Raw genomic sequence first — 26,463 nt, 5'->3', positions numbered from 1 at the left:
AGATTGTAATATTTAAGAAAACATTAGCAATCTCTTTAAAATATAGCACTTTCTAATTAGATTGAATGTATTCTAGTGCATTCATTTTTTTGAACGTTACATTACTGTGCATTATATGAACAGGGTTAGGGTCAACAACCTCAACAGGTATATCGTAATTACGAGCTATTTCTAATGCCATTTGAGTGATATTGACGCTAAATGAAGTGCCCATAAATACCATTTTATCGGCATTGAGCATACGCTGCTGTGCTTCGGTTATTCTGTAAAGCTCGGTGTAAAATTCATCAAACAACAACACAAAAGGCTTAAACGAATGGTTGAGCTCAGGTATTTGATTTTGAATGTTAAACAGCTCAAACAATGATGCGTGTAAGCGGCTTTCGTCTACGCTATCCCATGGGGTCATTAGCGGTTTAACGGCTTCGCCTTGCTCATGAAATAACGTCATCTGATCGAGCCTGCCATGTATAGCAATATAATTTTTGTTACCCGCTTTGCCATCAAGCCCATCTATATTTTGGGTTATTAAGTTTTTATCGCTAAGCCAATGGTGAACGTCGTTAGGGCCATGGTTACGATACGCTGCAAAGCGGTTGTAATACCAAGCTAAAAACTCGCGCGGATTGTTTTGATACATAGCACGCGTGGCCATTTCCATAGGTGTATAGTTTTTACTGCCTATCGTCCAAAAGCCATCTTCGCCCCTAAAAGTAGGTATACCACTGGCAGCGCTTACCCCTGCTCCGGTAATATAAAGGGTATTCACTGTGTTACCTCATAACCTGTTACATCGCTTATTACTTGCTGTTGGTTGTTCATACCGCCAATACGATACAAAGCCCCGTTGTGCTCAAGTAGCCCGCGGTGATCCATGCTGCCTTTGGCTAAAGGCGGTAAAACTAGCCATTTATTTTGCTCAATATTAAAGCGCCACACATGTTTACTTGCCGGAGCGGGCTTTTTATTGTAACCAATACCGTTGTAATTATAGGGGTTATTAGAGCCGCCAATCATGTAAATATTGTTATTGTAGCTAGCAGCGGCCATACGGTAATGCGACTCCCCCGTTGGGTGAGGCAAAGTACGCCAATCTATTTTTAGTGGATTTTGAGTATCTATTGTGCCTTTTAAACACTGCGCAACACCTGCAAAAGAGCGGCGTGAATTGGGGTTGGCTTGGGTTTTAACGCCATCGCATATAACAATGGTGTTACCACTAATAGCAGCTGCTTGGCCAAATACTGGCTCACCTAAAAAAGGCGACGCCTGTTGCCATGTGTCGGTTTGGGTGTCGTATACTTGTACTAAATTTACGTTACCATCGTTATGCCAACCGCTAATAAGGTATATGTAACGCTCTTTGTAGCTTAGCGCTACGCTGTCATCAACCGGTACAGGCATACTTGCAAGGTGCTTGTATGTATTACTTTTAATATCAAAACGGTACACGTCGGGGCTTGAAATTTCAGTATGGTCGCTATCTACCGTATAACCACCAAAAATATAAGCGTATTCACCTAAGCCAACCGCAGTACTCGCTAAACGTCCTTTTAACGGCAAACTTGAAGGTACACTCGCTTGTTGTTGCCATGCGCTCTCACCTAATTTAAGTGAAAACACCTTGTTGTGTACATCGGTATGTTGTTTGTTTTTACCAAGCCCCATAAAACTTAAAAAATAGCTTTGCTTTTCAACAGTAACCTTGGCGACTGCATTGTTTGCAACGGGTTCAGGTAAAGCAGGAAGGCTTGCTAACGCAATAGAAAAAAGAAGGCTCATAAACAAATAATATAAAAGTGAAGAATACACTTAGGGTAAATTATTTTGCCTGTATGAACCAGCTAACTTGAGGTAATTTATCATATTAATATGCGTATCCCGGTGTGCTGTGTTTTCACTTCAGCTCATGAGGCTTTACAATAATCAGCAACCTTCACCCCTAAAGTAATTTACACGACCCAATCATTAAATTTTGAGACTTTTTTAGTAATTTTTATTTAGAAGATAACAAATTTTAATAATTTAGCGCTAAGTTTAAAACATACTTGCTACTAAGCAATTTATTTTAGTTAACCTAATAAAGTGTACTTTTAGCAATATAAAGTATGCTAATATTTTGTGGTAACAAATGTTTTACAAAAATATATCCTGTTTTTGATTTTTGATCCCTGTGGAGAAACCTAGGTGAAAATACCTAAAAAGTTATTGTGCTTACTGATTATTGGCTCACCAATAATTGCTGCAGAACCATTAAACGACGATGATTTAGACCTTGACGCGTTAATGGAAATGGATGTTCAAGCAACCTCTGCAATGAAACGAGCACAGTCGGCCTTTACTACCGCCTCTTCTATTTATGTGCTCAGCAAAGAGCAAATTACAAGCTCGGGCGCTACCTCTATTCCTGAGGCGTTAAAAATGGTGCCTGGCCTTGCAGTAAGACAACTTGATAACAATCAATGGGCTATTTCTGCTCGCGGTGTTGCTTCACGTTATTCAAGCAAATTATTAGTAATGATAGATGGGCAAAGCCTATATACGCCAAAATTTGCAGCTGTGTACTGGGAGTCGTTACACGTGCCTTTATATGATATTGAGCGCATTGAGGTTATTCGCGGTCAGGGCGGGTTGTTATGGGGTAATAACGCAAATAATGGCGTTATCAATATCATTACTAAAAATAGCTTAGATACACGCAACACTTACGCTAAAGCAATTACAGGTAATCAAATAAATGCCGACATAAGCCTTCGCCATGGTGGTGATATTTCTGATATTGGTAGTTACAGGGGCTACTATAATACTAAAAATACCGCACCTTCTAAAAAAGGCAGCCGCATTAAACCTAATGACTTTACTAAACAGCACGCTGGCGGCTTTAGAGCTGATTTTACGCCAAGCGATGAGTGGTCAATCCTTCTGCAAGGGGATCATACTCACACAGAGCACGGCCAAAACCTGACTGGCGTAGTAGATGCGTCTAACCGCAGTCAGCAGTTTCCAACTATTGCAGATAGGCGCGATACGCGATTAATGACCCGCGTTGAGCATCGCCTTTCAGATAATGCAAACCAAATGCTGCAAATGTCGTGGCTTAAACAACAAGGTGATCAGCCCTTTATAAATGAAGATTTTGAATCGATTGACGTTGATTATCAAATGAACTTTATTACCGGTGAGCTACAGGTAGATTGGGGGCTAAATTATCGCTTTAATGATATTTCTTTCCAAGATAGTATTTTTATTAATAGTGACAGAGACTTCGATAACCTTTATCAATATGGTGCCATGCTACAAGCGCAATACAGTGTGATTCCTGATACGTTAAATCTCATTGTAGGCACCAAAGTAGAGCATAACGATTTAACTGGCTGGGAAAACCAACCCCTTGCCCGCTTGACCTATCAGCCATATGACGACCACCTAGCTTGGGGTTCAATTTCTCGAAGCGTGCGCATTCCTACACTTATTGAATATAATGATAACTTTAGAGTAAATGGCCAAAAAGTCTCAGATGTTGTTGGCATGCAAACGGGTATTGCCGAAATAGATCAATACCATATAGCTACATTTTTAAATGGTAACGATAGCGTAAAAGCCGAAAACTACACCTCGTACGAGATAGGCTACCGTATATCTAAAGCAGACTGGTCTTTAGATGTTTCTGCATTTAATACGCAAGCGGATGATGTTGCCGTAATTAGTTTAAACCCTCACATAGAACAATTTATACCTGCATTAAACCTTTACCTTACAGGGCAAATACCTCAAGCATTTGCAGCGCTTCAAACAACAAGCTTAGACTACGACTTTGTTTCAGTAGGCAAAACCACCACAACCGGCGGTGATTTATTATTTTCGATGCAACTAATGGATAACTTAAGTAGCGAAATAGGCTACAGCTATACAAAAATAGATTACGACTTACCTAATGCAACCCGCCCTTCCATTGGCTACGACTCAGTAAACAGACAATTATTTACTAAACTGAATTACCAATTGAGTGAGCAGCATTCTATTTATGCCACGCTAAGAGCCGAAAACTCAAACACGTACAATACAGATAACTACACCGCAGTAGACCTTACATGGAACTGGAAAATAAACAATAACTGGGCCACTGCCGTATCAGGCAAAAACTTATTTGCAGGCTCACATATAGAATACGGTAATACTCGCGAAACATTTACAGTTCCAAATTACATTGACGAGTGTGTCACGTTTTCAGTTAGTGCAACATTTTAAGAGAACCAATGCTTAAGCTTTTAAATCGATTGCTTTACCTATTTTTTGGCCTTGCGCTTTGTACAAGCGCAAGCGCATTTGCTGTGCAAAAAGAATATGTGCTTAAAGCAGGCTTTTTATATAACTTTGCTCGTTTAGGGCAATGGCAATCTGCACACGAAAACACACCCGACTTTTTAATTTGTAGCCCCGACAGTCAATTTATAGCAATAGCCAATGCCGCCCTAGAAAATAGAAAAGTACATAATCGCCACTTGCACAATAAATATACCCCACTTGAGGCAACTGCACTTGAGGATTGTGATATAGTATTTATTACCGATAATACATACAACCAGTGGTTAAATGCTCACACCACGCTTAATTTAAAAAATACAATGATAGTTGGCGAAACCGATGGCTTTATAGCCGCACAGGGACATATTCGATTTTTTCTTTCAAGTAGTAAAGTGCGTTTTGAAGTTGCCCCAAGCAAGCTTAAAAAAGCAGGCATTACTATGAGCTCAAAAGTGCTGCGCTTAGCACGTGTAGTTGAGGGCTAATAATGAAAAACTACTTCTCACTAAATTCAATGAGTAAAAAGCTGCTGTTTATTTTAATGAGCGTTGCACTTACCTCTACGGCTACCGTGACTGCAGTTTTTAGCGCGTATGAGCTAAAAACCGCAAAACAAGAACAAACACAAAGCCTAAAATCACTCTCGCAAATATTAGCCCCCAATATTAGTACTGCTTTAATATTTTACGATACCGCCGCAATAAAAGAGCTCATTGAGCCGCTATTAATGCGCTCCGACATTGTATCGGTAGAAGTGTTTAACAATTTGAGCCAACAAATAGCAAGCGTAACGTCACCTAAATACAACCAAGAAAGCTCAGCACCGCATACAATAGAAATAAAAACAGCATTAACAATTGACGCTCAACACTACGGTACGCTGATTGTGCGGGCCGACGACAGTGACCTAAACGACAGAGCCGATTTTTATGGCCGGTTTATTATTGTGTTAATGATTTTTAGCTTTATTTTAAGTTTGCTTGTATCGCTAATGCTCAGAAAACGTTTTTTAAACCCCATTTTATATTTAGCACAAACAGCAGAGAAAATTACCTCATCTAACGACTATAGCTTGCGTGCTAAAGAGCTTTCGAAGGACGAAGTGGGTAAGCTAACTAGTTGTTTTAATACCATGCTACAAACTATAGAACAGCGCGATAACCTGCTAGAAAACCAAGTAAAACGAAGAACAACAGAGCTTGAGAATGCCAATGTTCAACTGCATCAATATGCTTATCAAGATGGCTTAACCGACCTACCTAACCGCCGTTATTTTTATGAGCACCTGCAACAGCTTGTAAGCACACCTGAACAAACATTTTCTTTGGTATTTATTGATTTAGATGGCTTTAAAGAAGTAAACGATAGCTTAGGCCACGACTTTGGTGATTTATTACTTCACGAAGTGGCTAAGCGACTTCGCCGATGCTTAAAACAGCAAGACATAGTGGCGCGCTTAGGTGGTGATGAGTTTACCTTAATTCTCAAAGGAATAAGCGATACAACAGCGGTTTCGCACATTGCACACGATGTAATGAAAAGCCTGACCCGAACAATAACCATAAAAAACGAACATGTGCAGGTAACAGCAAGTATTGGCGTGGCGTTTTTTCCGCATGACGGTACATCGGTCGAAACCTTAGTTAAACGAGCTGATCAAGCGATGTATTTATCTAAAAGTAAGGGGCGTAACCGGTTTGAGTTTTTTTCATACGAAATGGAAGAGCTAGCGATTGAAAAACGCCGCCTCATAGAAGAAATACGCACAGGTTTAAATAATAACCAATTTGAACTTTACTACCAGCCAATATGGGATCCGCATTCACACACACTAAAAAAAGCAGAAGCGTTGATCCGTTGGAACCACCCAGAGCGAGGCATTATTGGCCCTGTCGAATTTATCGACATAGCAGAGCAAAATGGCTTGATAAAAGATCTTGGCGAATGGGTTAAGTCGCAAGCTGTTCGCGATGCTGTAGAGTTTAATAAACTAAGCTATACACCGGTGCAAATTAGTGTAAATACCTCACCTTTAGAAATTGATCGCGACGGAATATGGGTTACCCAATGGGTAGAGGCTTGCAAACTTTATAAGCTGCCACCTCATACGATTTTAATTGAGATAACTGAAAACAGCTTAATGGATCCAGATAACGCTATTCAGCACCACTTAAAACGCCTTAACGCGCTTGATATAGATATTGCTATTGATGATTTTGGCGTTGGGTATTCATCGCTTGCATACTTACAGCAATTAGACATTGATATACTTAAAATAGATCAATCTTTTATACAAAATATTGAAGCCAATAGCAGCAGTATAACGCTAATTAAAGCTATAATTACTATGGCGCATAACTTAGGGGTAGAAGTGGTCGCCGAAGGGGTAGAAACACCTACCCAGCAAGCGCAATTAATCGCGTTGGGCTGTGATTACATTCAAGGCTATTTATATTCAAAGCCGCTCTCAAAACAAGATTTTATAAATAGCCATCTGCAAATAAAAGCAACCGTTGAATAAGCTACAACCAGCGCGGTACGGTTTGCTTATATTTTAGGTAGTCATTTTTAAAACGCGTTACTAAATGCGCTTCCTCCACGGCTATTTGTTTATAAAGTGCATATAAGCCCACAGCAAGGCAAATTAAGCTAAATAAGCTCGGTAATGCCAAAAAGAACCCCAACTGAGCAGTTGCCACACCGACATACATAGGATTACGCGAAAAACTGTATAATCCTGTAGTTTTAAGCGTTTGTGGCCCATTTGGGTCTATACCCGAGCGCCAAAGTGACGCCATATGAAAATGAACAACCATACTGAGCACAAAGCCCGAGGTGAGCAATATATTGCCAAACATAACACCTGGCCACCCATTTAAGGTATTAAATAGACCTAAGTAGTTATCAGTGGCGGGAACAAACACACGCAGCACACACACAAACCATATAGCAGTCCTAAAAAACTTAAACGCCATATGATTCCACCAGCTAGTGCAAAACTTAGCGCCTGGAAAAATAACCCCCGCAGGGGTTGAGCGGTTTTTATGAATAATTCTAACGGTGTAAAACCCCGCCACAAACGTATAAAAAAGCGCTAAATACACACGCGTAAATTCAATTAGCGAAACAGAATCATCTATCAACGGTTGGTAGCTCATTAATTTATTTTCTTCATCCTTTTTAATAATTTCATCATAATAGCCATGCTATTCATTAACAAGGTTAGTGTGCTATAAACGTATAGTGGGTTTTTCTTTAAAAACTATAATTTATACCTGCGTAGTAACGCCTGCCAGAGTAACTTGAACTTAATAAACGCGCGTCGGTATCATTGCCTAAACGCGTAACTGTCTCCGATTTAGTTAAATTAATAACAGAGGCAGTTAAACTTAAGCTATCAGATATATTAATGGCGGCATTTACATCAACTTGCTCGTAAGGGTCTTGGTAGACATTTAAACCGCTGTTTAAGCCAAGGACCGTTTCGCCGCGTTTATTGTACGACGCGCGAAGAGTAAAGTACTCGCCTTCGTAATAAGCTGAGGTGTTGTACTGGTATTTAGCACTGCCTATTAATGGTGATTGGCCAAATTCTTCACCATTTACACTTACATCGGCTTTATTGGTTTTGTTATAGGTGTAATTAGCATAAAAACCAAAACCACCTGCAAATGCATGTTGAATAAATACTTCTGCCCCTTTTGATACCGCATCGGTGCCATTGCCCACTGTGCTGTATGGCGCAACGGTAATTATACCGCTCTCTACTATATTTTCTTTGCCTGCAAAATCTTGCTGAGCATCTATTACCAGCGGCACAACAAAGTTATCAACCTTTTTATGAAACAGCGCTAAACCTAATGCCGAGCCCTCGTCGTAATAATATTCAATAGATAAATCGGCCTGTACTGACTCAAAAGGTTTTAAATTTTTATTCCCACCACTGCCACTAAAGCCTGCTAGCTCGTTGAATGCCGCTCTGTCATCTGCCCACTCATTTGATACAAACGTGATACGCTGCTGCGAGCCTAAATCGCTGTAATTTGGTCGCGCCATCACTTTAGCAATAGCGCCTCTAATCACTAAATCGTCGGTGGCATCCCACGCTATATTAAAGCTTGGTAGAATTTGTGTGTCCGTATTTTTTTGTGTAACCAACTGATAGTCTTCTACAAAACGCGCATCACCAGTAACCGGCTCGCCTGTTTCATCATTGGTGTGATCAAGTTGATAAGTATATAAATCGGTAGAAGAGGTTAAGGTTTTAGTTTGTACTACGCGCACACCTAAATTACCCCTTACTTCACTAAACTCAAAATCGCCTTGAATGTAAAACGCTGATATTTTTTCTTCAATATCGTATACAAAGTTATCTTCTATGCGAGTATATGGCATGTAGTTGTCGGTTACTAAACTTCGGTATTTATCCCAATCTATGCTGGGCATTTGGTTTATGTTAAACCCGCCAACTATATTGGTTTGATTAATAAACACATCCTCGGCAAGTGGCATACCGCCATTCCATTGATAGCTATCAAATTGCGTTATACCTTGCTCACTCGCTTCACCTGCAGCAATATCAAAGTTAGGATCTAAAAAAAACGTATTACCGGTCTCGCGGTGTAAATTGGCATGACGATATTTAGCGCCGGTTCTAATTGTTTTTAAAAACCCCCAATCAACATAAAAGTCGATATCGGCCTGATAATAATCCTCTTCGAGTTCACTGCGCACAAAGCTTGAATTTGACGAACCAGCATCACGCCCGCCGCCCAAGCCACTTTGCAGGTTAGCCAATGTGTTGGGATCAATACTCAGCGATACATTATTTTCATTTAAAGACCACGCTGCGCTTTGCGATGCGTTTTGAATAACGGCTTGGTTTTCACCGGCGTTTGAGCTTTTATAAGCGGCTTCCCAACTTTCTTCAGGGCCGCCCTCAGATTGAGTGTTACCAATAACAAACCGCGCTTTAAAGCTATCGCCTTCGTAGGTTAAATTAAAATCTATAGTATCGGAGGTCGACTCTTCTCGTACATAACTGCCACGCATCCACGGAAATTGCATATCGTTTTCAACACCGCTAGCACTGGCATTATATTGCATACCCGTTGCAATAGTGCCTGTTTCATCCAGGTTTACGGCGGTTAAAAAATCAGGATTGAGTGACCACTCAGGAATATCAATCACTGATTCGGTTCTGTCTTGTCCGAGTGTAAAACCAAAGTAGTTAAATCCTAGTTCTAAGCGATTAGTTGGGCGCCATTGTGTACTAAATTGAATACCTTCGCGCTCACGTTTTTCATTAAGCACTGAGCCACGTACAACTTGCGGAAACCACACGCCATCATAACGATTACCACTAGCATCACTTATCGTATCCCAACCATTATTGTTATCAACGGCATTACCATTAACATCAGTAGGTTGACCGCCACCGGTGTAACGCCATACATTTGCATCGGTGCTGCCTGTTAACGTGCGATTAGTACGCTCTTGATAGGTATAACCCACTAATACGCCAAAGGTGTCGTCATCATTTTTCCACGAATATAAGCCATTAAATTGCGGTTCGTACTCTTTTGTCACATCAGCGTAAGTAGATTCAACATTAAATACACCTGAATTGGCTTCCATACTTAAAGGCTTGCGGCTATGCATTAATACTGTGCCGCCTACGCCGCCTTCATCTAAACGTGCTTCTGGCGATTTATACACTTCTACGCTTTCTATCATGGCAGAGGGAAGTAAAGTGTAGTCGAACGAGCGAGCGGGCTCTCCCGCAGAGGAAGCAATAAAATTGCCATTAAGCTGAGTAAATGTAAGCTCAGATGATAAACCACGAATACTAACCGATGATCCCTCTCCCCCATCGCGTTCTATTACAACGCCAGGTACCCGCTGCAACGAATCCGCTACATTTTTATCAGGAAATTTGCCAATATCTTCGGCAGTAATTGCATCTACCACAGAGCCAGACATACGCTTAACATCTAAGTTCTCAGCCATACTTGAGCGTATACCCCGAACTTCAATGACTTCCATATTTTTTTTAAGCTGGGTTTTAGCATTTTGTGAGGCAGCATCATCCGCTAAGCTAAACGAACTTGCAGTAACAACAGATACACAAAATAAAGATTTATACACTTTAGATAAGGAGTAATGACGTAGGCAATTAATCATCTTTGACAGCGATTCCATTTACATTGCTATAGGTTGAGCAAATAAGTGATTCCGTAAACGTATTGAGATACGTAATGGTAAATTGCTGCAAAGTTTACATAGCGAAACTTAATCTATTGTTAACGCATGCCTAATTTTAAGTGAACTGCTAATAATCACGACTAATCAAAGTAAAATTAATAAAAATAACGCACAAAAAAACCGCTTACGCGGCTTTTTAAAACACTTATATAAATAACAACGAGTAATAAGTGCTGCTAATTAGTTATACCAATCCGCATAATTAAGTGATTTATTTTGAGGATGGATAAACGAGTTGATAGCAAGGCAAAAAATTCGCTATTTAGTTGTTCTAAATGAGAGTTTTTTAACGCAGATAGCGACACGTTTAGCCCCTGAAAATGATTAAGTATTAATGCGGGTTGGTATTACTTGAGTTTAATTGGCTAGTAAATTGCCCAACTGCATTCACTACTTTTTGAGCACCATCTTGAATTTCAGCCATAACCTCACCCGACTCTTTAGAAAGCGCTAAACCTTGCTCTGCTTTTTCTTTGCCTTGTTCAATAACGGCTACGGTACTTTGTGTTTGTGACTGATTGCGCTGCACAACCTCCACAATTTCTTCTGTTGCTTTTGATGTTCTTGACGCTAAATGCCTTACTTCGTCAGCAACCACAGCAAAACCACGCCCTTGCTCTCCGGCACGGGCAGCCTCAATGGCAGCATTAAGTGCAAGTAAGTTGGTTTGCTCAGCAATACTACTTATGCTTTGCACTATATTGGCTATTTGTTGAGACTGTTGATCCAACGCCGATATTTCACTCGCCGCTTGCTCCATATTGATAGCCAGCTCGTTCATAACAGAAACAGTTTCTTGTAACACGCTACTACCCCGCTCTGCTGTTTTGTCTGTTTCTGTGGAGGTGCCATAGGCTATTTCGGCTGCTTGTGAAATAGCCATTTCACGGTTTACTTGCTCAGTGATCACTGTGGCAAACTTCATTACCTTATAAAGCTGATCCGCATCATTTGATATAGGGTTATAAGTGGCTTCTAACCATATTACATTGCCATACTTATCTATGCGCTTAAACCTATCGGCAATAAATTGGCCCTGTCTAAGCTTGCTCCAAAAGTGTTGGTATTCGGCCGAATTAGCTTCTTCGGTTTCACAAAACACGCGGTGATGCTGGCCAATTATTTCTGATTCACTGTATCCCATGGCTGACAAAAATTGATCGTTAGCCGTTAATACATGCCCTTCTAAATCAAATTCAATCACAGCCATAGACCGATAAATTGCTTTTATTGTGTCGCTTTGCTCGCGAGAGGTTGTTATTGTTTTAGTAAGCACAGTGCCAAACACCGAAAAATACAATAACTGGTTTTGTTCACCCACCACTGGGTGCACAATTATCCTCAACCACTCTTTATTACCATCTTGGCGAACAAACTCAATTGCTCCACTCCAGTGGCCTTCTTTTTGGAATGCTTTTTCAAGTGCTGTGTATTCAGGTGATAAACGCGATTGATCAGCAATAAAATCGCTTAGCTGGTTATTTGTTAAATTATCTTCGTTATAACCTAATGCGTTTAAAAAGTTATCGTTAGCATGCGAAATGCGCCCATCATAAAGTACATTAAGTACCAACATTTCTTTGTAAAGCCCTTCCCACACTTGCTCTAAAGGGTACAACTGGGCTTTTAAAGCGGCTATTTCGTTTTGCTTACCTTTTGAAAAAAACATTAATTTCCCTACCAAAAAACACTAAATCAAGTTACTTCCAGTATAGGAGGTATTAATGATAACGCGATAATTAATAAGTAGTTTAAGCTACTTTTTTGCTAAATTTGTAAGCATGTGTTCCTTTTTTATATGCTTAGCCTTCACTTTCAACTAGGTTTACATACTTTTGTGCGAGCTGCTCAAGTGACTCCCTATTTAAAGGATCGCTTTTAATGCAGTTAATGGGGCACACTATGACACACGTTGGTTTATCGTAATGCCCCACACACTCTGTGCACTTAGCTGGGTCTATTTGGTAGATTTCTTCTCCCATAAAAATCGCGCAGTTGGGGCACTCATCTACACATACATCGCAATTAATGCACTTGTTATTAATAAATAGGGCCATGCTACCGATTACTCACTTGCTACATTTTTATAGGGATTGCGGGTATCTTGGTGCTCATCTAAATTGCGCATCAATATTGCGTGCTCTAAATTAATGCTCACATCTAATGGAATTTTTACAATATGCCCAGAACCTTTTGCATCACTAATACTTTCGCCCTTTTTGTTTTGCATGTATTCAAGCTCAAAAGTCATATTTCCCTTTGGGGTCATTAGCTCTAAAGAATGCCCAACGCAAAATTTATTTTTTACCTCTACTTCAACTAAACCCTCTGCATGTCGCCCTATTACTTCTCCTACAAATTGCTGCTGAGTAGAGACCGAATGACCGTATTCGTAATTTTGATAATCTTGATGAGCATGGCGTTTTAAAAAGCCTTCGGTGTAGCCTCTATGCGCTAAGTTCTCAAGTGTTTTAAATAAGTGAGTATCGAATGGTTTACCCAAAGCCGCATCATCTATGGCCTTGCGATACACTTGCGCAGTGCGGGCTACGTAATAAAACGATTTAGTCCGCCCTTCTATTTTTAAGCTATGTACGCCCATTTTTGTAAGCTGTTCTACGTATTGCACAGCACGTAAATCTTTTGAGTTCATAATGTAAGTGCCGTGTTCATCCTCAAACGTGGGCATATACTCCCTAGGGCGTCCTTGCTCCTCAAGCATGTAAATATTATTGGTTGGCGCACCTTCGCCAAGCGTTGGTATAACTTGGTTAGGGTCAACTTTGTGCACCATATCGCCCATTTCGTTTTCAGTGCCTGGTTTTACATCATAATCCCAGCGGCAGGCATTAGTGCAGGTTCCCTGATTTGGGTCGCGCTTATTAATATACCCCGAGAGCAAACAGCGCCCAGAATACGCCATACATAACGCGCCATGTACAAACACCTCAAGATCAGTATTTGGGCATAACGTGCGTATTTCTTTTATTTCTTCAAGCGAGAGCTCGCGCGATAAAATAACCCGCTCAATACCTTGTTTTGCCCAAAACTGAACGCTTGCATAATTAACGGCATTTGCTTGCACCGATAAGTGAATAGGCATGGCTGGCCAATTTTCACGTACCAGCATAATTAACCCAGGATCTGACATAATCAGCGCATCGGGTCCCATAGCTATCACCGGTTCTATATCGCGTAAATACGATTTAACCTTTGCGTTATGCGGAGCAATATTAGAAACCACATAAAACTTTTTGTTTTGCGCATGGGCTTCATTAATCCCTATTTTTAATGTTTCTAAATCAAATTCATTATTACGTACCCGTAAGCTATAGCGGGGCTGACCGGCATAAACGGCGTCGGCCCCATACGCAAAGGCGTAACGCATATTTTTTAAACTCCCCGCAGGACATAACAGTTCAGGTATAAAAGAAGTGACAGAAGAAACAGCTGGCATATGCGCTCCATAAGTTCAACCGAGTACACATCGGCTGCATGGTTAGTTAATATTGCAAGCGCGGCATTATAATAAGTTTCTTTTTATCTATTTTGATCAAAATCAAAGTTGTCCATTTTTCAAGAGAGCAGGATAAGTGGCTGCTGTACCAATCGTTAGACCTCATAAAATACCCGTAGGTCTTGTTTAGTAATGGTTGATTTAAGCTAATTTATTAGCCATACTTATTCTTATTACCAACTGTAAACAACAGTATTCGGTAACTATAGGAGAGTTAAAATGTTAATTTCAAAACATAACCCTGAAGAAGAGAAGTGGACTTAAATCCAACATAACGATTAAAAGTAAGAGGCCTAGCCTCTTATTTTGTTTTAAATGGAGCAACTGTAACTGATGGTCAGGCCTTTTTATGTATTTTCATTTGCCCTAGCTTCCTTAATTCTACTGACGTATATATTCACAATACCCGCTCCGATTATAGCTTCTATAATCGCCTCAATAGTTGCGATATTAGGCTTTACGCTTCAAAAACTTATTTCAAGAGAAAAAAACTCTTTAGATTTTGAGGCATCTTACAAGCACAACAAAACAATAGTAGAAGCTTTCCGTGCCACCAAGGAGCTTAGGACAGCAAAAAAGTTACCTATAAGTAAATACATTCAACTTTCAGACGATCTTGACTTATTACTGAACGAGTGGGAAAGTGTAGCAAATGGTATCTTGTCAAAAACTTTTGATGAGAAGCTATTATACCGAGCATACGGCTCAACCATAATAAACATGTATGACTCATTTCAACCCTACATAATATATTCGCAGCAAGAAAATCCAAAGTATTTTCTAATGTTTACTAGATTAGCTATACAATGGAAAGTTAGAAGGTTAAAAGAAAAGTCAATTCAATCAAACTTATTGCACTCAAATTTAAAAGAGCTACATACTGCAGCTACAAATTTGAACCTGGCCTTGAATGAAAGCTACCCTTACAACCCCAGCAAGAAGCAAGCCATAAAAGAGCTACAAAAAAGAGAACAAGAGCTAATTAAAACAATAAAATCTTTGAATTGAAGCTATAAATCCCGCTTTAAGATTCTTACTTAATACCTTAAAAAAGCTTTATTTTAAAGCAGCATTTACCTACACCACAAAACTGCAACCAAACTGGTTTTTAATAAAATTAGGTTTTTTCAATTAAAACGCGTATAATTCGCGCCCGTAAATATTCACACTTTTATTTAAAAATTATTGGAGCATAAAGATGGCTTTAGAGCGTACTTTCTCAATCGTAAAACCTGATGCAGTAGCAAAAAACCACATCGGTGCAATCTACAACCGTTTCGAAACTGCAGGCCTTAAAATCGTTGCAGCTAAAATGGTTCACCTTTCAAAAGAGAAAGCTGAAGGTTTCTACGCAGAGCACAGCGAGCGTCCTTTCTTCGGTGCTTTAGTATCTTTCATGACATCTGGCCCAGTAATGGTTACTGTTCTTGAAGGCGAAAACGCTGTTCTTAAAAACCGCGAAATCATGGGTGCTACTAACCCAGCTGAAGCACTAGCAGGTACTTTACGTGCAGACTACGCTGATAGCATCGACGAAAACGCTGTTCACGGTTCTGACGCTGTTGAATCTGCTGCTCGCGAAATCGCGTACTTCTTCGCTGACGAAGAGCTTTGCCCACGTACTCGTTAATTCGAGTTTTACAGTTAACGCTGTAATGCAAAGTAAGAAAAGGGCTTTCGAGCCCTTTTTTAGTCATTACGTAAAGTATTCATAAGTACATTTTGATATTTTACTTAATGATTAAAGTGGGTAAATTGTGTACAATTCGCCCTTGTAAATTTTATCTCCACCGTCACCGATTGAGGTTGTTTCATGACCGAGCAAAAAAAGATTAACTTATTAGATTTAAACCGAGATGCAATGCGCGAGCTATTTGTATCATTCGGTGAAAAGCCATTTCGTGGCGACCAGGTGATGAAATGGATTTATCATTTTGGCGTTGATAACTTTGACGATATGAGCAACGTGAATAAAAAGCTTAAAGAAAAGCTTAAAAACGAATGCGAAATTGTTGCGCCAGAAATCTCTGTACGCCAGCAAGCAAGCGACGGCACAATTAAGTACGCATTAGTGCTTGATGGCGGCCAAGAAGTGGAAGCTGTATGGATCCCAGAAAAAGACCGCGCCACCTTATGTGTATCTTCACAAGTAGGTTGTGCCCTTGAGTGTACGTTTTGTTCAACTGCGCAACAAGGCTTTAACCGTAACCTTAAAGTATCGGAAATTATTGGCCAAGTTTGGCGTGTAGCTAAAGACATAGGCCTTGATGGCAACAGCGAAAAACGCCCCGTTACCAACGTAGTAATGATGGGTATGGGCGAGCCACTACTTAATATTAAAAACGTTGTGCCAGCAATGGAGCTAATGATGGACGACTGGGGCTTTGGTTTATCTAAGCGCCGCGTAACATTAAGTACCTCAGGTGTTGTACCTGCACTTGATTTACTAAAAGAAAAAATAGACGTAGCACTTGCTATTTCACTTCACGCACCCGATAACGCACTGCGTGACATACTTGTGCCAATTAACAAAAAGTACCCTATTGAAGAATTTTTAGCTGCGTGTCGTCGTTATATCGATGGCTCTAAAGCAAATAAAGACGTGACTATTGAATACGTTATGCTAAATGGCGTTAACGACAGCACCGACCAAGCACATGAGCTGGTTAAAACGCTTAAAGGTACCCCTTCTAAAGTTAACCTTATTCCGTTTAACCCGTTCCCGGGTAACGAGTACACGCGCTCTAGCAACAGCCGTATTGACCGTTTTTCTAAAGTACTACAAGCTGCGGGTATTACGTGTATTGTTCGTCGTACTCGCGGTGACGATATTGACGCCGCCTGTGGGCAATTAGCTGGCGATGTTGTTGACCGTACTAAGCGTATGGCGAAAAAGAAAATGCGCGACGATAACGCCATTAGCGTAAATATCCAACAAGCATAAGCCTGTTACCACCCTGCGTATTTTCTCTATGCAGGGTGGATAAGTTGTTTATTTTTAAATAAATGATGCAACACCAAGGGTTTTAGGTAAGATAGGCGCTATGGATAGAAAAACAGAGACAAGGTAATGCGATCTTTACTTGCTTTAACACTTTCAACACTTACCCTTACAGGCTGCGTAAGTGAAAGTAGTTATAACGGCAGTGACAAACCCGTCGTCGAAAATAAAATCAATAATGCAGGCGCAGCACGCACACGTATCGCTCTGGCTTTACAATACTTAGAAACAGGCAATAACTCGCAAGCAAAGTATAACCTTGAGCGAGCTATAGAGTTTGCCCCTAATCTTCCTGAAGTACATTACTCTCTTGCTTATTATTACCAACAAGTAGGGGAAAACGAGCGTGCCGATAAAGCTTATCAAAAAGCATTAGCAATCAAGCCTGACGATCCAAATACGCTTAATAACTACGGGGTATTTTTATGTAGTATTAAAGAGTATGACCGCGCAACTGATCAGTTTTTAAAAGCTATTGATATCCCAAGCTATATTCGCGTTGCCGAAAGCTACGAAAACCTTGCACTATGTGCCATTGAATTTAACGACTTTGAAAATGCAGAGAGTTACTTTACACAAGCACTTAATCATAGCTCGCAGCGTACATCGACCCTAATTAGCTTAGCAGCCCTTTTTTATGCTAAAAGTGACTTACATAAAGCCAGCGACGTTTTAAAGCGCCATGACGATACTGGCCGTGTGTCTGCACGGGCTTTATTACTTAGTTATTTAATTAAACAGCGTATGGGCAGAATAGAAGAAGCAGAAAAAATTGCCGCCACCATATTGCAAACTTACCCAACAAGTAACCAAGCTTATGCTATTCGCGATAATCGTACTAAACAAACTGAGTTTGAAATACTGCGCGAAAAATACCGTAAAGCGCAGCTTGAGGAGCTTCAAGAGCAGTATGGTGAAGAGCAAATCAGTGTTGAGCAACCAAAAATTAAAATTATTCGTAAAAAACGTCCAACTACCGATAATTCTACCAGCTTAATTTCCCCTGGCGTTGAGCCATCTAGCCCAGTATTAAATGAGACGGCAAAAGCACAGGCAACCATTGCCGCAGCAAACAAACAAAAAAGCGTAGCTGGGCAAAGTGATGAAGTAAAAGCGCACACATCACCGGCTCAACCAGCGCAAGCTAAAATAGCAACAACTAATACAGAAGTACCTGCTGTGGTAGCGGCCCCTAATGTTACAAATAAGGCAGAGGCATCTGAAGCAAACAAAAACCAACCTGCCCAAGCAGTAGATACACCGCCAGCCATAAGTGCGCCTGCAGAGACTAAAACAGATACCGCAGCGGTACTTTTAGCATTAACAACTGAGCACCAAGATCAGCAAACATCATCTGCTATAGCAGTGCCGCCAAAAGCCGCCTCTACGCAATCCCCAAAAAATGATGACGAAGTTAAAATAATTTCGTTTGGCGCTCCCAAACAAGCTAACTTTAATGCGCCGCAAAGTACGCGTTCTGCTGCAAATGGCCCACAAAATTCGGGCTTAAACAATGCTGTTGTATTTTACGAAGCTAAAAAAGACAGCGCGGTATTTAGTGATAATTCGTACAACGATAATCAAGACATTACACTAAAAAACTACCAACCTAGTGTAAAACAAGCGCCACCAATGCTTAATCCAAAAGTACCACCGTTAGAGGTGCCTTTTCATATTATTGAATTTGGTGAAAACCTATTTAGCATTTCGGTGCGATACAATGTTAAACTACAAAAACTCCTGCAGTGGAATGGTCTAAAGGAGTCGGATCGTGTTATCAACGGAAGTAAAATTTATTTAAACGATCCTAATATTTATTACGAGATTAAAGCTGGCGATACCCTTTACGACATAGCTACCCAGCGGCATGTATTAATTGATGAATTAATGCGGTGGAATAAATTAAGCCCAGATATAGAACTTACACCCGGGCACAGACTATTACTAGTGGATCCAAATTCGTACTTATTATGACAGAAGAAACTACGCAACAAAGCGATGAACCAAGTGTTGGGCAGCTATTAAAAGCGCACAGAGAACAAGCTAATATAAGCTTAGAGTCACTGACTGGCCCGCTTAAACTTTCTATTTCTCAGTTACAACGATTAGAAAGCGATCAGTACCAAACGTTAGGCCCTATAACCTTTGTAAAAGGTTATATAAAAAACTATTGTCGCGAACTAAACGTCGACAGTGCCCCTATTTTAGCTAAGCTGCCTGCACCGCCTGAGCCTACAAAGCCGGCTAACATGCAAAGCTTTTCGCGCCGCACAGAAAAAGAGGCTCACGACAGCCGCTTAATGCTGGTGAGCTACATTATTTTAGCCATTGTTATTGGCTCATCTGCCATGTGGTTTTGGCAAAATGCCACGCCTATTGATGAACAAACTAGCACTATCAATATTGAAAATTCAATTTTAGATAACCAGCAAAATAACAATGCGCTTAATAATGAAAGCCAGAGTAGTTCGCAAATGCAAGCAACACAAATTGCACAGCGCACACCGGCTATAACACCTACAAGTGATGAACAAGTGCCCTTAAGTGAAGCCGTAAATACAACAACACCTATTGCAGCAAGCACGCAAGCAGCGACTAGCGAGCCCGACACGCAAAGCAACATCAGTACAATTAACATGGTGTTTAACGATGAAAGCTGGGTAGAAATACATGATGGCGAAGGTGAGCGCATTGCATTTGGCGTAAAAAAAGCAGGCTATAAAATGACTGTAAGCGGTACCCCGCCTTTTTCAGTTGTGCTGGGTAAGCACGGCGTAGTTAGTGTTTCTCTAAACGGCGAGCCAGTTGATATTTCTGGCTATCCTAAAAATCGTTTAGCCAAATTTAAATTACCATTAGCAGAGTAGTCGCTATGTTTTCAGAATCTCCAATTAAACGCAGAAAATCAACCCGCATCAATGTAGGCAACGTGCCTATTGGTGACGGTGCCCCTATTGCCGTGCAGTCGATGACCAATACCGACACCCTAGATATAGATGCCACGGTAGCGCAAATTCAGGCAATACAAGATGCCGGCGCCGACATAGTCCGAGTATCTGTACCAACAATGGATGCTGCAGAAGCGTTTAAAAGTATAAAAGAGCAAGTTAGTATACCGCTTGTAGCCGACATTCACTTTGATTACCGCATAGCGTTAAAAGTGGCAAAATACGGCGTAGATTGCCTACGTATAAACCCGGGGAATATAGGCAGTGAAGAGCGTATTAGAGCCGTTGTAGACTCAGCACGCGAGCATAATATTCCTATTCGTATTGGTGTAAATGGCGGCTCATTAGAGCGCGACCTACAAGAAAAATACGGCGAGCCAACTCCCGAGGCATTACTTGAATCAGCAATGCGCCATGTAGATATATTACGCCGCCTTGATTTTGACCAATTTAAAATATCGGTAAAAGCATCAGACGTATTTTTAGCTGTAGGCGCTTATCGCTTACTTGCTAAAGAAATAGATCAACCCCTGCATTTAGGGATCACCGAAGCCGGCGGCATGCGCTCAGGTTCGGTTAAATCGGCTGTAGGTTTAGGCATGTTACTTGCCGAAGGGATTGGCGACACCCTACGTGTGTCACTTGCTGCCGATCCAGTTCAAGAAATCAAAGTAGGTTTTGATATTTTAAAATCGCTGCGTATACGCTCACGCGGTATTAACTTTATTGCCTGCCCTAGCTGCTCACGTCAAGAATTTGATGTAGTAAGCACCATGAACCAACTTGAAGAACGCCTAGAAGATGTGGTTGAGCCAATGTCTGTTTCGGTGATTGGTTGTGTAGTTAATGGCCCAGGTGAAGCTCTTGTTAGTGATATTGGCCTTGCCGGTGCAAATCGCCGCTCAGGTTTATACATTAATGGCGAGCGCCAAAAAGCGCGTATTGATAACAATAACATTGTTGACCAGCTCGAAGGCTACGTACGCGACTTTATTGCCCAAAAAGAGCAGCAAACACCTATCGACATTAAAATAGTCGAATAAATACCGTATAAAGCGCCAAACAGCGGTGTTTGGCGTTTACCTTTATAGTTAGAGGATACCCAAACGACCCCAAGATACAGAATTCAGCGTTTCACAGGCTCTTAATATCAAGGCGTTACTTTGCAAGAATGGCAATCCCTTTTAAAAAGTAACAACGATGAGAGTAAGTGTCTGTGAACCGCCCAACGGGTTGGTTTAAAAGCGATTTATACTGCGTTATTGATTTTAACAATAGAACCACTATTACTTTCAATCAATGCCTTGCCTAAATCGCTTTTAATTCCAACGACGCTCGCATCATGGGGTCATTTGGGTATATAATGACGGGTCAATTTTTAGCATTCTTGTTGTGTAAGCATTTTTTATTACACATAAACAGTAATTAGGATTTATCAGTGGCAAAACAAATTCAGGCAGTTCGCGGTATGAACGATTGTCTGCCGGGCGACACACAAGTTTGGCAGAAAGTAGAAAACATTTTACGCGAGACAGTAGCTTCGTTCGGTTATCAAGAAATTCGTTTTCCTATTGTAGAATCAACCGACTTATTTAAACGCTCTATTGGTGAAGTAACCGATATAGTAGAAAAAGAAATGTACACCTTTGCCGATCGTAACGGCGACATGCTAACCCTTCGCCCAGAAGGCACCGCAGTGTGTGTACGTGCAGGTAATCAAAATGGCTTGCTCTATAACCAAGAGCAGCGTCTGTGGTATATGGGCCCGATGTTTCGTCACGAGCGCCCACAAAAAGGCCGCTACCGTCAGTTTCACCAATTTGGTTTAGAAACATTTGGTATTGCCACAGCCGATATAGACGCAGAGGTTATATTACTTACCGCGCAATTATGGAAAGCATTTGGCATTAACGAACACGTTCGTTTAGAGCTTAACTCATTGGGCTCTAACGAAGCCCGTGCTGATTACCGCGATGCACTTGTAGCCTACCTTGAACAACATACCGACGTGCTTGATGAAGATTCAAAGCGCCGTATGTACTCAAACCCATTACGTGTACTTGACAGCAAAAACCCAGACGTGCAAGCAATTTTAGTGGATGCACCTAAATTGTCTGAGCATTTAGATGCTGAATCAAAAGAACATTTTGCAAATTTATGTGAACGTTTAGACGCAGCTGGCGTCATATATACGGTTAATGAAAAGTTAGTACGTGGCTTAGACTACTACAACCGCACCGTGTTTGAATGGGTAACAGATAGCCTTGGCGCACAAGGTACAGTATGTGCCGGCGGGCGCTACGATGGCTTAGTTGAGCAACTTGGCGGCAAAGCCACCCCAGCGGTAGGTTTTGCAATGGGCCTTGAGCGTTTAGTGCTGTTACTTCAAGCCCTTGAGTGTGTAGGTGACATTCGTCGCAATGCTGATGTATATTTAGCGGCAATGGGTGACAAAGCAAGTATTCAAGCCCCTGCCATTGCAGCGCAACTGCGCAGCGACGTACCGGGTTTACGCGTTATGGTACATGCTGGCGGCGGTAACTTTAAAAAACAACTAAAACGAGCTGATAAAAGCGATGCACTTGTTGCCGTAATTATTGGCGAAGATGAATTAGAAAAAGGCGTTGTGACCATAAAATATTTACGCGAGCGTAAAGAGCAAGTCACACTAGAATTAGAACAAGCTAAAGCGCTATTAGCTGAGCTTATAAATAGCTAAGCTAACATAAGAGGTAGTAATGGACATTTATTCAACAGAAGAACAACAAGCAGAAGCCATTAAGCGCTTTTTTCGCGAAAATGGTATATCACTTGCGCTAGGTGTAATTGTAGGTTTAGGTGGCTTATACGGCTGGAAAGCATATAACCAAAACCAAATTACAACTGCTGAGCAAGCATCTGACGAATATACAACACTTGTGCAGGGTGATGATGTACTAGGCGCAGCTGATACATTTATTAAAAATAATCAAGACACAAGCTATGCAACTTTAGCCGCTTTTGTTGCAGCAAAAGATGCTGTTGATGCAAAAAAATTAGACTTAGCTAGCGAAAAACTAAGCTGGATTGTTACAAACGCCCAAAGCGAAGAGCTTAAAGCCATCGCAATTACGCGTTTAGCCCGTATTCAACTTGCGCAAAGTAAGTTTGACGAAGCGCTAAGCACATTAAACTCACCACTACCAGAGGCATATAATGCCAATGTAGCTGAGCTTAAAGGCGATATTTACATTGCACAAGGTAATAAAGACCAAGCTCGCACTGCGTATCAAGCCGCTGCCGATGCAGGTGGGTTAGCAACAAACCCTTTATTACAAATTAAATTAGACGACCTAGCAGTAACTAGCCCAGCGGCATAAGGTTTTAGGTATGAAAAAAATAACAACAGCAACTCTAGCACTGTGCATGGCAACACTAATGGGTTGTTCATCAAGCGATGACGAAGACGAGTTGGTACTCCCTGAAATTGTTAATCAGTTTGAAACAAACGTAGTATGGCAAGAGTCGGTTGGCAGTGGTGTAGAGCATTATTTTTCTCGCTTATCGCCTGCTGTATACAAAGACACTGTTTTTGTAGCCAGCCGTGAAGGCCAAATTGAAGCGCTTTCGCTTACTAATGGCGACACGTTATGGGAAACCGATGTACGTGAAAACCTATCGTTTTGGCCATGGTCAGATAATGGCACAGCAAAATTATCGGGTGGTATATTACAAGCTTATGGTAAAATTTACGTAGGCTCTGAGCACGGCTTTATTATTGCTCTTGACCGCGAAACGGGTGAAGAAGTATGGCGTAAAAATGTACCTGGCGAAGCACTATCTAAACCCGCTGCTGGCGATGGCTTAATTTTTGTTAATTTAGGCTCGGGTAAATTATTAGCGCTGCACCCAGATACAGGCGAAGAACGCTGGAACTTTGAACAAGAAGTACCTCCACTTACACTGCGCGGCCAAAGCTCGCCAACAGTTGCAAACGGTGGTGTGTTAATGGGCTTAGAAACAGGCAAGCTGAGCGTACTAATTTCAGAAAGCGGTTACTCAGCATGGAGTGCAGAAATTGCCGTAGCTAAAGGTGCATCAGAATTTGAGCGTTTGGTTGATGTAGACACGCAACCACTTATTAGCGGCCCTTACGCTTATGCTATTGCTTATAACGGTAATCTAGCAGCGGTAGATATTCGCTCAGGTAATGTAGTATGGAAGCGTGAATACAGCAGCTACCGCGAAATAGCGATGGATGCACAAACTATTTACCTAGTAGATAGTGATGGCGTAATTTACGCATTAGATAAAAATTCAGGTATTGAACGTTGGAGCCAACCCGCTCTACGTGGTTGGTACCTTACAGGCCCTGCCGTTGCAGGTAGCCACTTAGCTTTAGGCGACCAAGAAGGTAACCTGCATTGGCTAAACAAAGACACTGGCGAGTTAGTATCTCGTGAAGAATTTGACAGCTCAGGCTTTTTTGTAGAACCCGTTGTAGCCGAGGATAAGCTAATTTTATACACCCGTGATGGTGAAGTTAGTGTGGTAAACATACCTAACTAACTAGCTAACACTTAAAGGTTTTTTGTAAGGCTTCGCACTGCGAAGCCTTTTGTTGTTTTTTAAAGAGGTAGTTTATGCTTCCCGTGATCGCTCTAGTTGGGCGACCCAATGTGGGCAAATCCACATTATTTAACCGTTTAACACGTACTCGTGATGCACTCGTAGCCGATTTTCCAGGTTTAACACGAGATAGAAAATATGGCCAAGCTAATTACGATGGCTATGAATTTATCGTGGTAGACACGGGTGGTATTGATGGCTCAGAAGAAGGCATCGAAACCGAAATGGCCGACCAGTCTTTACTTGCCATTGAAGAAGCCGACATTGTGTTATTTTTAGTTGATGCCCGCGTAGGCATGACCGTAGCAGATCAAGCCATTGCTAATCACTTGCGCAAGCAAGAGAAAAAGTGCTTTGTGGTTGCTAACAAAACAGACGGCATTGACGCCGACTCAAACTGTGCTGAATTTTACCAATTATCATTAGGTGAAATACATCACATTGCAGCTGCACATGGCCGTGGTATTACATTGCTACTTGAGCACACGTTACAACCTGTGATTGCAGAACTTGCCGCACTAGATGAAGACGTAGCCGATGATGACGAAGAGCTAATTGATCTTTATCAAGAAGCCGAAGGTGACGATACAGACCATCAAGCATTTGCAGATAAACCTGTAAAACTGGCGATTATTGGTCGCCCTAACGTAGGTAAGTCTACACTTACAAACCGTATACTCGGTGAAGAACGTGTAATTGTATACGATATGCCAGGCACAACCCGCGACTCTATTTATATTCCGATGACCCGTAACGACAAAGAATATATTTTAATAGATACCGCAGGTGTTCGTAAGCGTAAAAAAGTAAGCGACGTAGTTGAAAAGTTCTCAGTAATTAAAACACTTCAAGCAATTGAAGATGCAAATGTTGTACTACTTGTTGTTGATGCGCGCGATGGTATTTCTGATCAAGATTTAAGTTTATTAGGTTTTGCGCTTAACTCAGGGCGTTCATTAGTAATTGCTGTGAACAAATGGGATGGGCTTGATGATTACGTTAAAGACCGTATTAAAACAGAGCTTGATCGCCGTTTAGGTTTTATTGACTTTGCACGCTTACACTTTATATCTGCGCTTCATGGTACAGGTGTTGGTCACTTATTTGAATCGGTTGATGAAGCGTACGAGTCAGCAACTAAACGTATTAGCACCGCAATGCTTCGCCGTATTATGGACATGGCACAGGCCGATCACCAGCCGCCTCTTGTTCGTGGTCGTCGTGTTAAGCTTAAATATGCGCATGCCGGTGGTTATAACCCGCCACGCATTGTAATTCACGGTAACCAAGTTCACGATTTACCAGATAGCTACAAACGCTACCTTATGAACTACTACCGTAAAGCACTTAAAATTATGGGCACCCCAATCAAAATTGAATTTAGAGAAGGTGATAACCCATTTGCAGGGCGTACTAACAAAGTAACGCTTTCGCAAAAACGTAAAATACGTGCCTTTGCAAAAGAAAACCGTAATAAATAAACTGCATAAGCGTTAATTTATTACAAAAAAAACGGCGTACTTTTTAGTACGCCGTTTTTTATTGGAGATTAAGTAATGCCAATTGCACAAGCCGTTCAACAGTGGTGCCTTGGGTATTTTTAGGCGCTTTGGGGGAATACTTGGACTTTGGCGGCTTAATAGTTATAAACCCATGATTGGTTGCCATTTCGTGGGCTAACAACTTTCTCTCTTTGGGTGTTAAATGGTTTTCGTGTATTTTTGCAAGCTCCCCACTATCAAGCCATATTCCTGCACAACCTGTTCTGGTCAACTCCAGCCGGACACTTTTCTTAAAGAGTTTTCATACCTTACTGGTGA

Annotated in this window: 20 protein-coding genes and 1 pseudogene; 13 read left to right on the top strand and 8 right to left on the bottom strand. The window is 41.1% G+C overall.

The window, feature by feature from the left end; translation table 11 throughout:
- Nucleotides 1-52: 52 nt before the first annotated feature.
- Both WDB87_RS03895 and WDB87_RS03890 read right to left on the bottom strand, forming a co-directional pair.
- Nucleotides 53-769 (bottom strand): SIR2 family NAD-dependent protein deacylase, encoded by a 717-nt coding sequence (locus tag WDB87_RS03895; RefSeq protein WP_286248732.1) that lies wholly within the window; start codon nucleotides 767-769, stop codon nucleotides 53-55.
- On the bottom strand, nucleotides 766-1,782 hold the full coding sequence (locus tag WDB87_RS03890) for a Kelch repeat-containing protein (RefSeq protein ID WP_286248731.1): 1,017 nt from the start codon (nucleotides 1,780-1,782) through the stop codon (nucleotides 766-768). Before WDB87_RS03890 ends, WDB87_RS03895 begins: the two co-directional genes overlap by 4 nt.
- 405 nt (nucleotides 1,783-2,187) lie before the next feature.
- Between WDB87_RS03890 and WDB87_RS03885 the strand changes: the two genes are divergently transcribed.
- From WDB87_RS03885 to WDB87_RS03875, 3 genes are read left to right on the top strand one after another with little or no spacing between them, the layout of a single operon-like run.
- The gene (locus WDB87_RS03885) at nucleotides 2,188-4,248 is read left to right on the top strand and encodes a TonB-dependent receptor plug domain-containing protein (RefSeq protein WP_337849109.1); all 2,061 of its coding nucleotides are present in this window, start codon (nucleotides 2,188-2,190) and stop codon (nucleotides 4,246-4,248) included.
- Between the two features lie 8 nt (nucleotides 4,249-4,256).
- Complete coding sequence (locus WDB87_RS03880; RefSeq protein WP_286248729.1) at nucleotides 4,257-4,790, top strand: YfiR family protein; 534 nt, start codon at nucleotides 4,257-4,259, stop codon at nucleotides 4,788-4,790.
- 2 nt (nucleotides 4,791-4,792) lie between these two features.
- Nucleotides 4,793-6,826: a putative bifunctional diguanylate cyclase/phosphodiesterase gene (locus tag WDB87_RS03875; RefSeq protein WP_337849108.1), complete on the top strand. Its 2,034-nt coding sequence runs from the start codon at nucleotides 4,793-4,795 to the stop codon at nucleotides 6,824-6,826.
- Nucleotide 6,827: 1 nt separating this feature from the next.
- Here the strand turns inward: WDB87_RS03875 and WDB87_RS03870 are convergent, their stop codons facing one another.
- The 5 genes from WDB87_RS03870 to trhP form a co-directional block, all read right to left on the bottom strand.
- On the bottom strand, nucleotides 6,828-7,463 hold the full coding sequence (locus WDB87_RS03870) for a methyltransferase family protein (protein WP_286248727.1): 636 nt from the start codon (nucleotides 7,461-7,463) through the stop codon (nucleotides 6,828-6,830).
- A 97-nt stretch (nucleotides 7,464-7,560) separates the two neighbouring features.
- Nucleotides 7,561-10,506 carry a TonB-dependent receptor gene (locus tag WDB87_RS03865; RefSeq protein WP_337849107.1) on the bottom strand — a complete coding sequence of 982 codons (2,946 nt, stop codon included), beginning with the start codon at nucleotides 10,504-10,506 and terminating at the stop codon, nucleotides 7,561-7,563.
- Nucleotides 10,507-10,900: 394 nt separating this feature from the next.
- Entirely contained in the window at nucleotides 10,901-12,238 is a 1,338-nt protein-coding gene (locus tag WDB87_RS03860; protein WP_286248725.1) for a methyl-accepting chemotaxis protein, read from the bottom strand.
- A gap of 133 nt (nucleotides 12,239-12,371) precedes the next feature.
- Complete coding sequence (locus WDB87_RS03855) at nucleotides 12,372-12,626, bottom strand: YfhL family 4Fe-4S dicluster ferredoxin (RefSeq protein ID WP_337849106.1); 255 nt, start codon at nucleotides 12,624-12,626, stop codon at nucleotides 12,372-12,374.
- 8 nt (nucleotides 12,627-12,634) lie between these two features.
- Nucleotides 12,635-14,026 (bottom strand): prephenate-dependent tRNA uridine(34) hydroxylase TrhP, encoded by a 1,392-nt coding sequence (gene trhP, locus WDB87_RS03850; RefSeq protein ID WP_337849105.1) that lies wholly within the window; start codon nucleotides 14,024-14,026, stop codon nucleotides 12,635-12,637.
- A 393-nt stretch (nucleotides 14,027-14,419) separates the two neighbouring features.
- Here trhP and WDB87_RS03845 point away from each other — a divergent pair, with 393 nt between their 5' ends.
- From WDB87_RS03845 to der, 10 genes are all read left to right on the top strand, one after another.
- The gene (locus WDB87_RS03845; RefSeq protein WP_055020189.1) at nucleotides 14,420-15,094 is read left to right on the top strand and encodes a DUF4760 domain-containing protein; all 675 of its coding nucleotides are present in this window, start codon (nucleotides 14,420-14,422) and stop codon (nucleotides 15,092-15,094) included.
- Between the two features lie 190 nt (nucleotides 15,095-15,284).
- On the top strand, nucleotides 15,285-15,716 hold the full coding sequence (gene ndk, locus WDB87_RS03840) for a nucleoside-diphosphate kinase (protein WP_004586996.1): 432 nt from the start codon (nucleotides 15,285-15,287) through the stop codon (nucleotides 15,714-15,716).
- A 183-nt stretch (nucleotides 15,717-15,899) separates the two neighbouring features.
- Nucleotides 15,900-17,030, top strand: coding sequence for a bifunctional tRNA (adenosine(37)-C2)-methyltransferase TrmG/ribosomal RNA large subunit methyltransferase RlmN (locus WDB87_RS03835; RefSeq protein WP_286248722.1), 1,131 nt, complete (start codon nucleotides 15,900-15,902; stop codon nucleotides 17,028-17,030).
- Between the two features lie 126 nt (nucleotides 17,031-17,156).
- On the top strand, nucleotides 17,157-19,061 hold the full coding sequence (gene pilW / locus WDB87_RS03830; protein ID WP_337849104.1) for a type IV pilus biogenesis/stability protein PilW: 1,905 nt from the start codon (nucleotides 17,157-17,159) through the stop codon (nucleotides 19,059-19,061).
- Complete coding sequence (locus tag WDB87_RS03825; RefSeq protein ID WP_337849103.1) at nucleotides 19,058-19,954, top strand: RodZ domain-containing protein; 897 nt, start codon at nucleotides 19,058-19,060, stop codon at nucleotides 19,952-19,954. Before pilW ends, WDB87_RS03825 begins: the two co-directional genes overlap by 4 nt.
- A gap of 5 nt (nucleotides 19,955-19,959) precedes the next feature.
- Nucleotides 19,960-21,078, top strand: coding sequence for a flavodoxin-dependent (E)-4-hydroxy-3-methylbut-2-enyl-diphosphate synthase (ispG, locus tag WDB87_RS03820; protein WP_055016093.1), 1,119 nt, complete (start codon nucleotides 19,960-19,962; stop codon nucleotides 21,076-21,078).
- A 395-nt stretch (nucleotides 21,079-21,473) separates the two neighbouring features.
- Nucleotides 21,474-22,754, top strand: coding sequence for a histidine--tRNA ligase (gene hisS / locus WDB87_RS03815; protein ID WP_286248716.1), 1,281 nt, complete (start codon nucleotides 21,474-21,476; stop codon nucleotides 22,752-22,754).
- A 19-nt stretch (nucleotides 22,755-22,773) separates the two neighbouring features.
- A complete protein-coding gene (locus tag WDB87_RS03810) occupies nucleotides 22,774-23,394 on the top strand; it encodes a YfgM family protein (RefSeq protein ID WP_286248713.1) in 621 nt (206 codons plus the stop codon).
- Between the two features lie 10 nt (nucleotides 23,395-23,404).
- The gene (gene bamB, locus WDB87_RS03805) at nucleotides 23,405-24,583 is read left to right on the top strand and encodes an outer membrane protein assembly factor BamB (protein WP_337849102.1); all 1,179 of its coding nucleotides are present in this window, start codon (nucleotides 23,405-23,407) and stop codon (nucleotides 24,581-24,583) included.
- Nucleotides 24,584-24,657: 74 nt separating this feature from the next.
- Entirely contained in the window at nucleotides 24,658-26,124 is a 1,467-nt protein-coding gene (gene der / locus WDB87_RS03800; RefSeq protein ID WP_089349382.1) for a ribosome biogenesis GTPase Der, read from the top strand.
- Between the two features lie 58 nt (nucleotides 26,125-26,182).
- Here the strand turns inward: der and WDB87_RS03795 are convergent.
- A pseudogene (locus WDB87_RS03795) lies at nucleotides 26,183-26,401 on the bottom strand (zf-TFIIB domain-containing protein); the annotation flags it as partial.
- Between the last annotated feature and the right edge of the window lie 62 nt (nucleotides 26,402-26,463).

The organism is Pseudoalteromonas sp. C12FD-1 (genome assembly GCF_037414265.1).
Taxonomy (GTDB): Bacteria; Pseudomonadota; Gammaproteobacteria; order Enterobacterales; family Alteromonadaceae; genus Pseudoalteromonas.
Note: the sequence above shows the minus strand (reverse complement) of the source record. Positions and strands in the feature narration are given on the sequence as shown.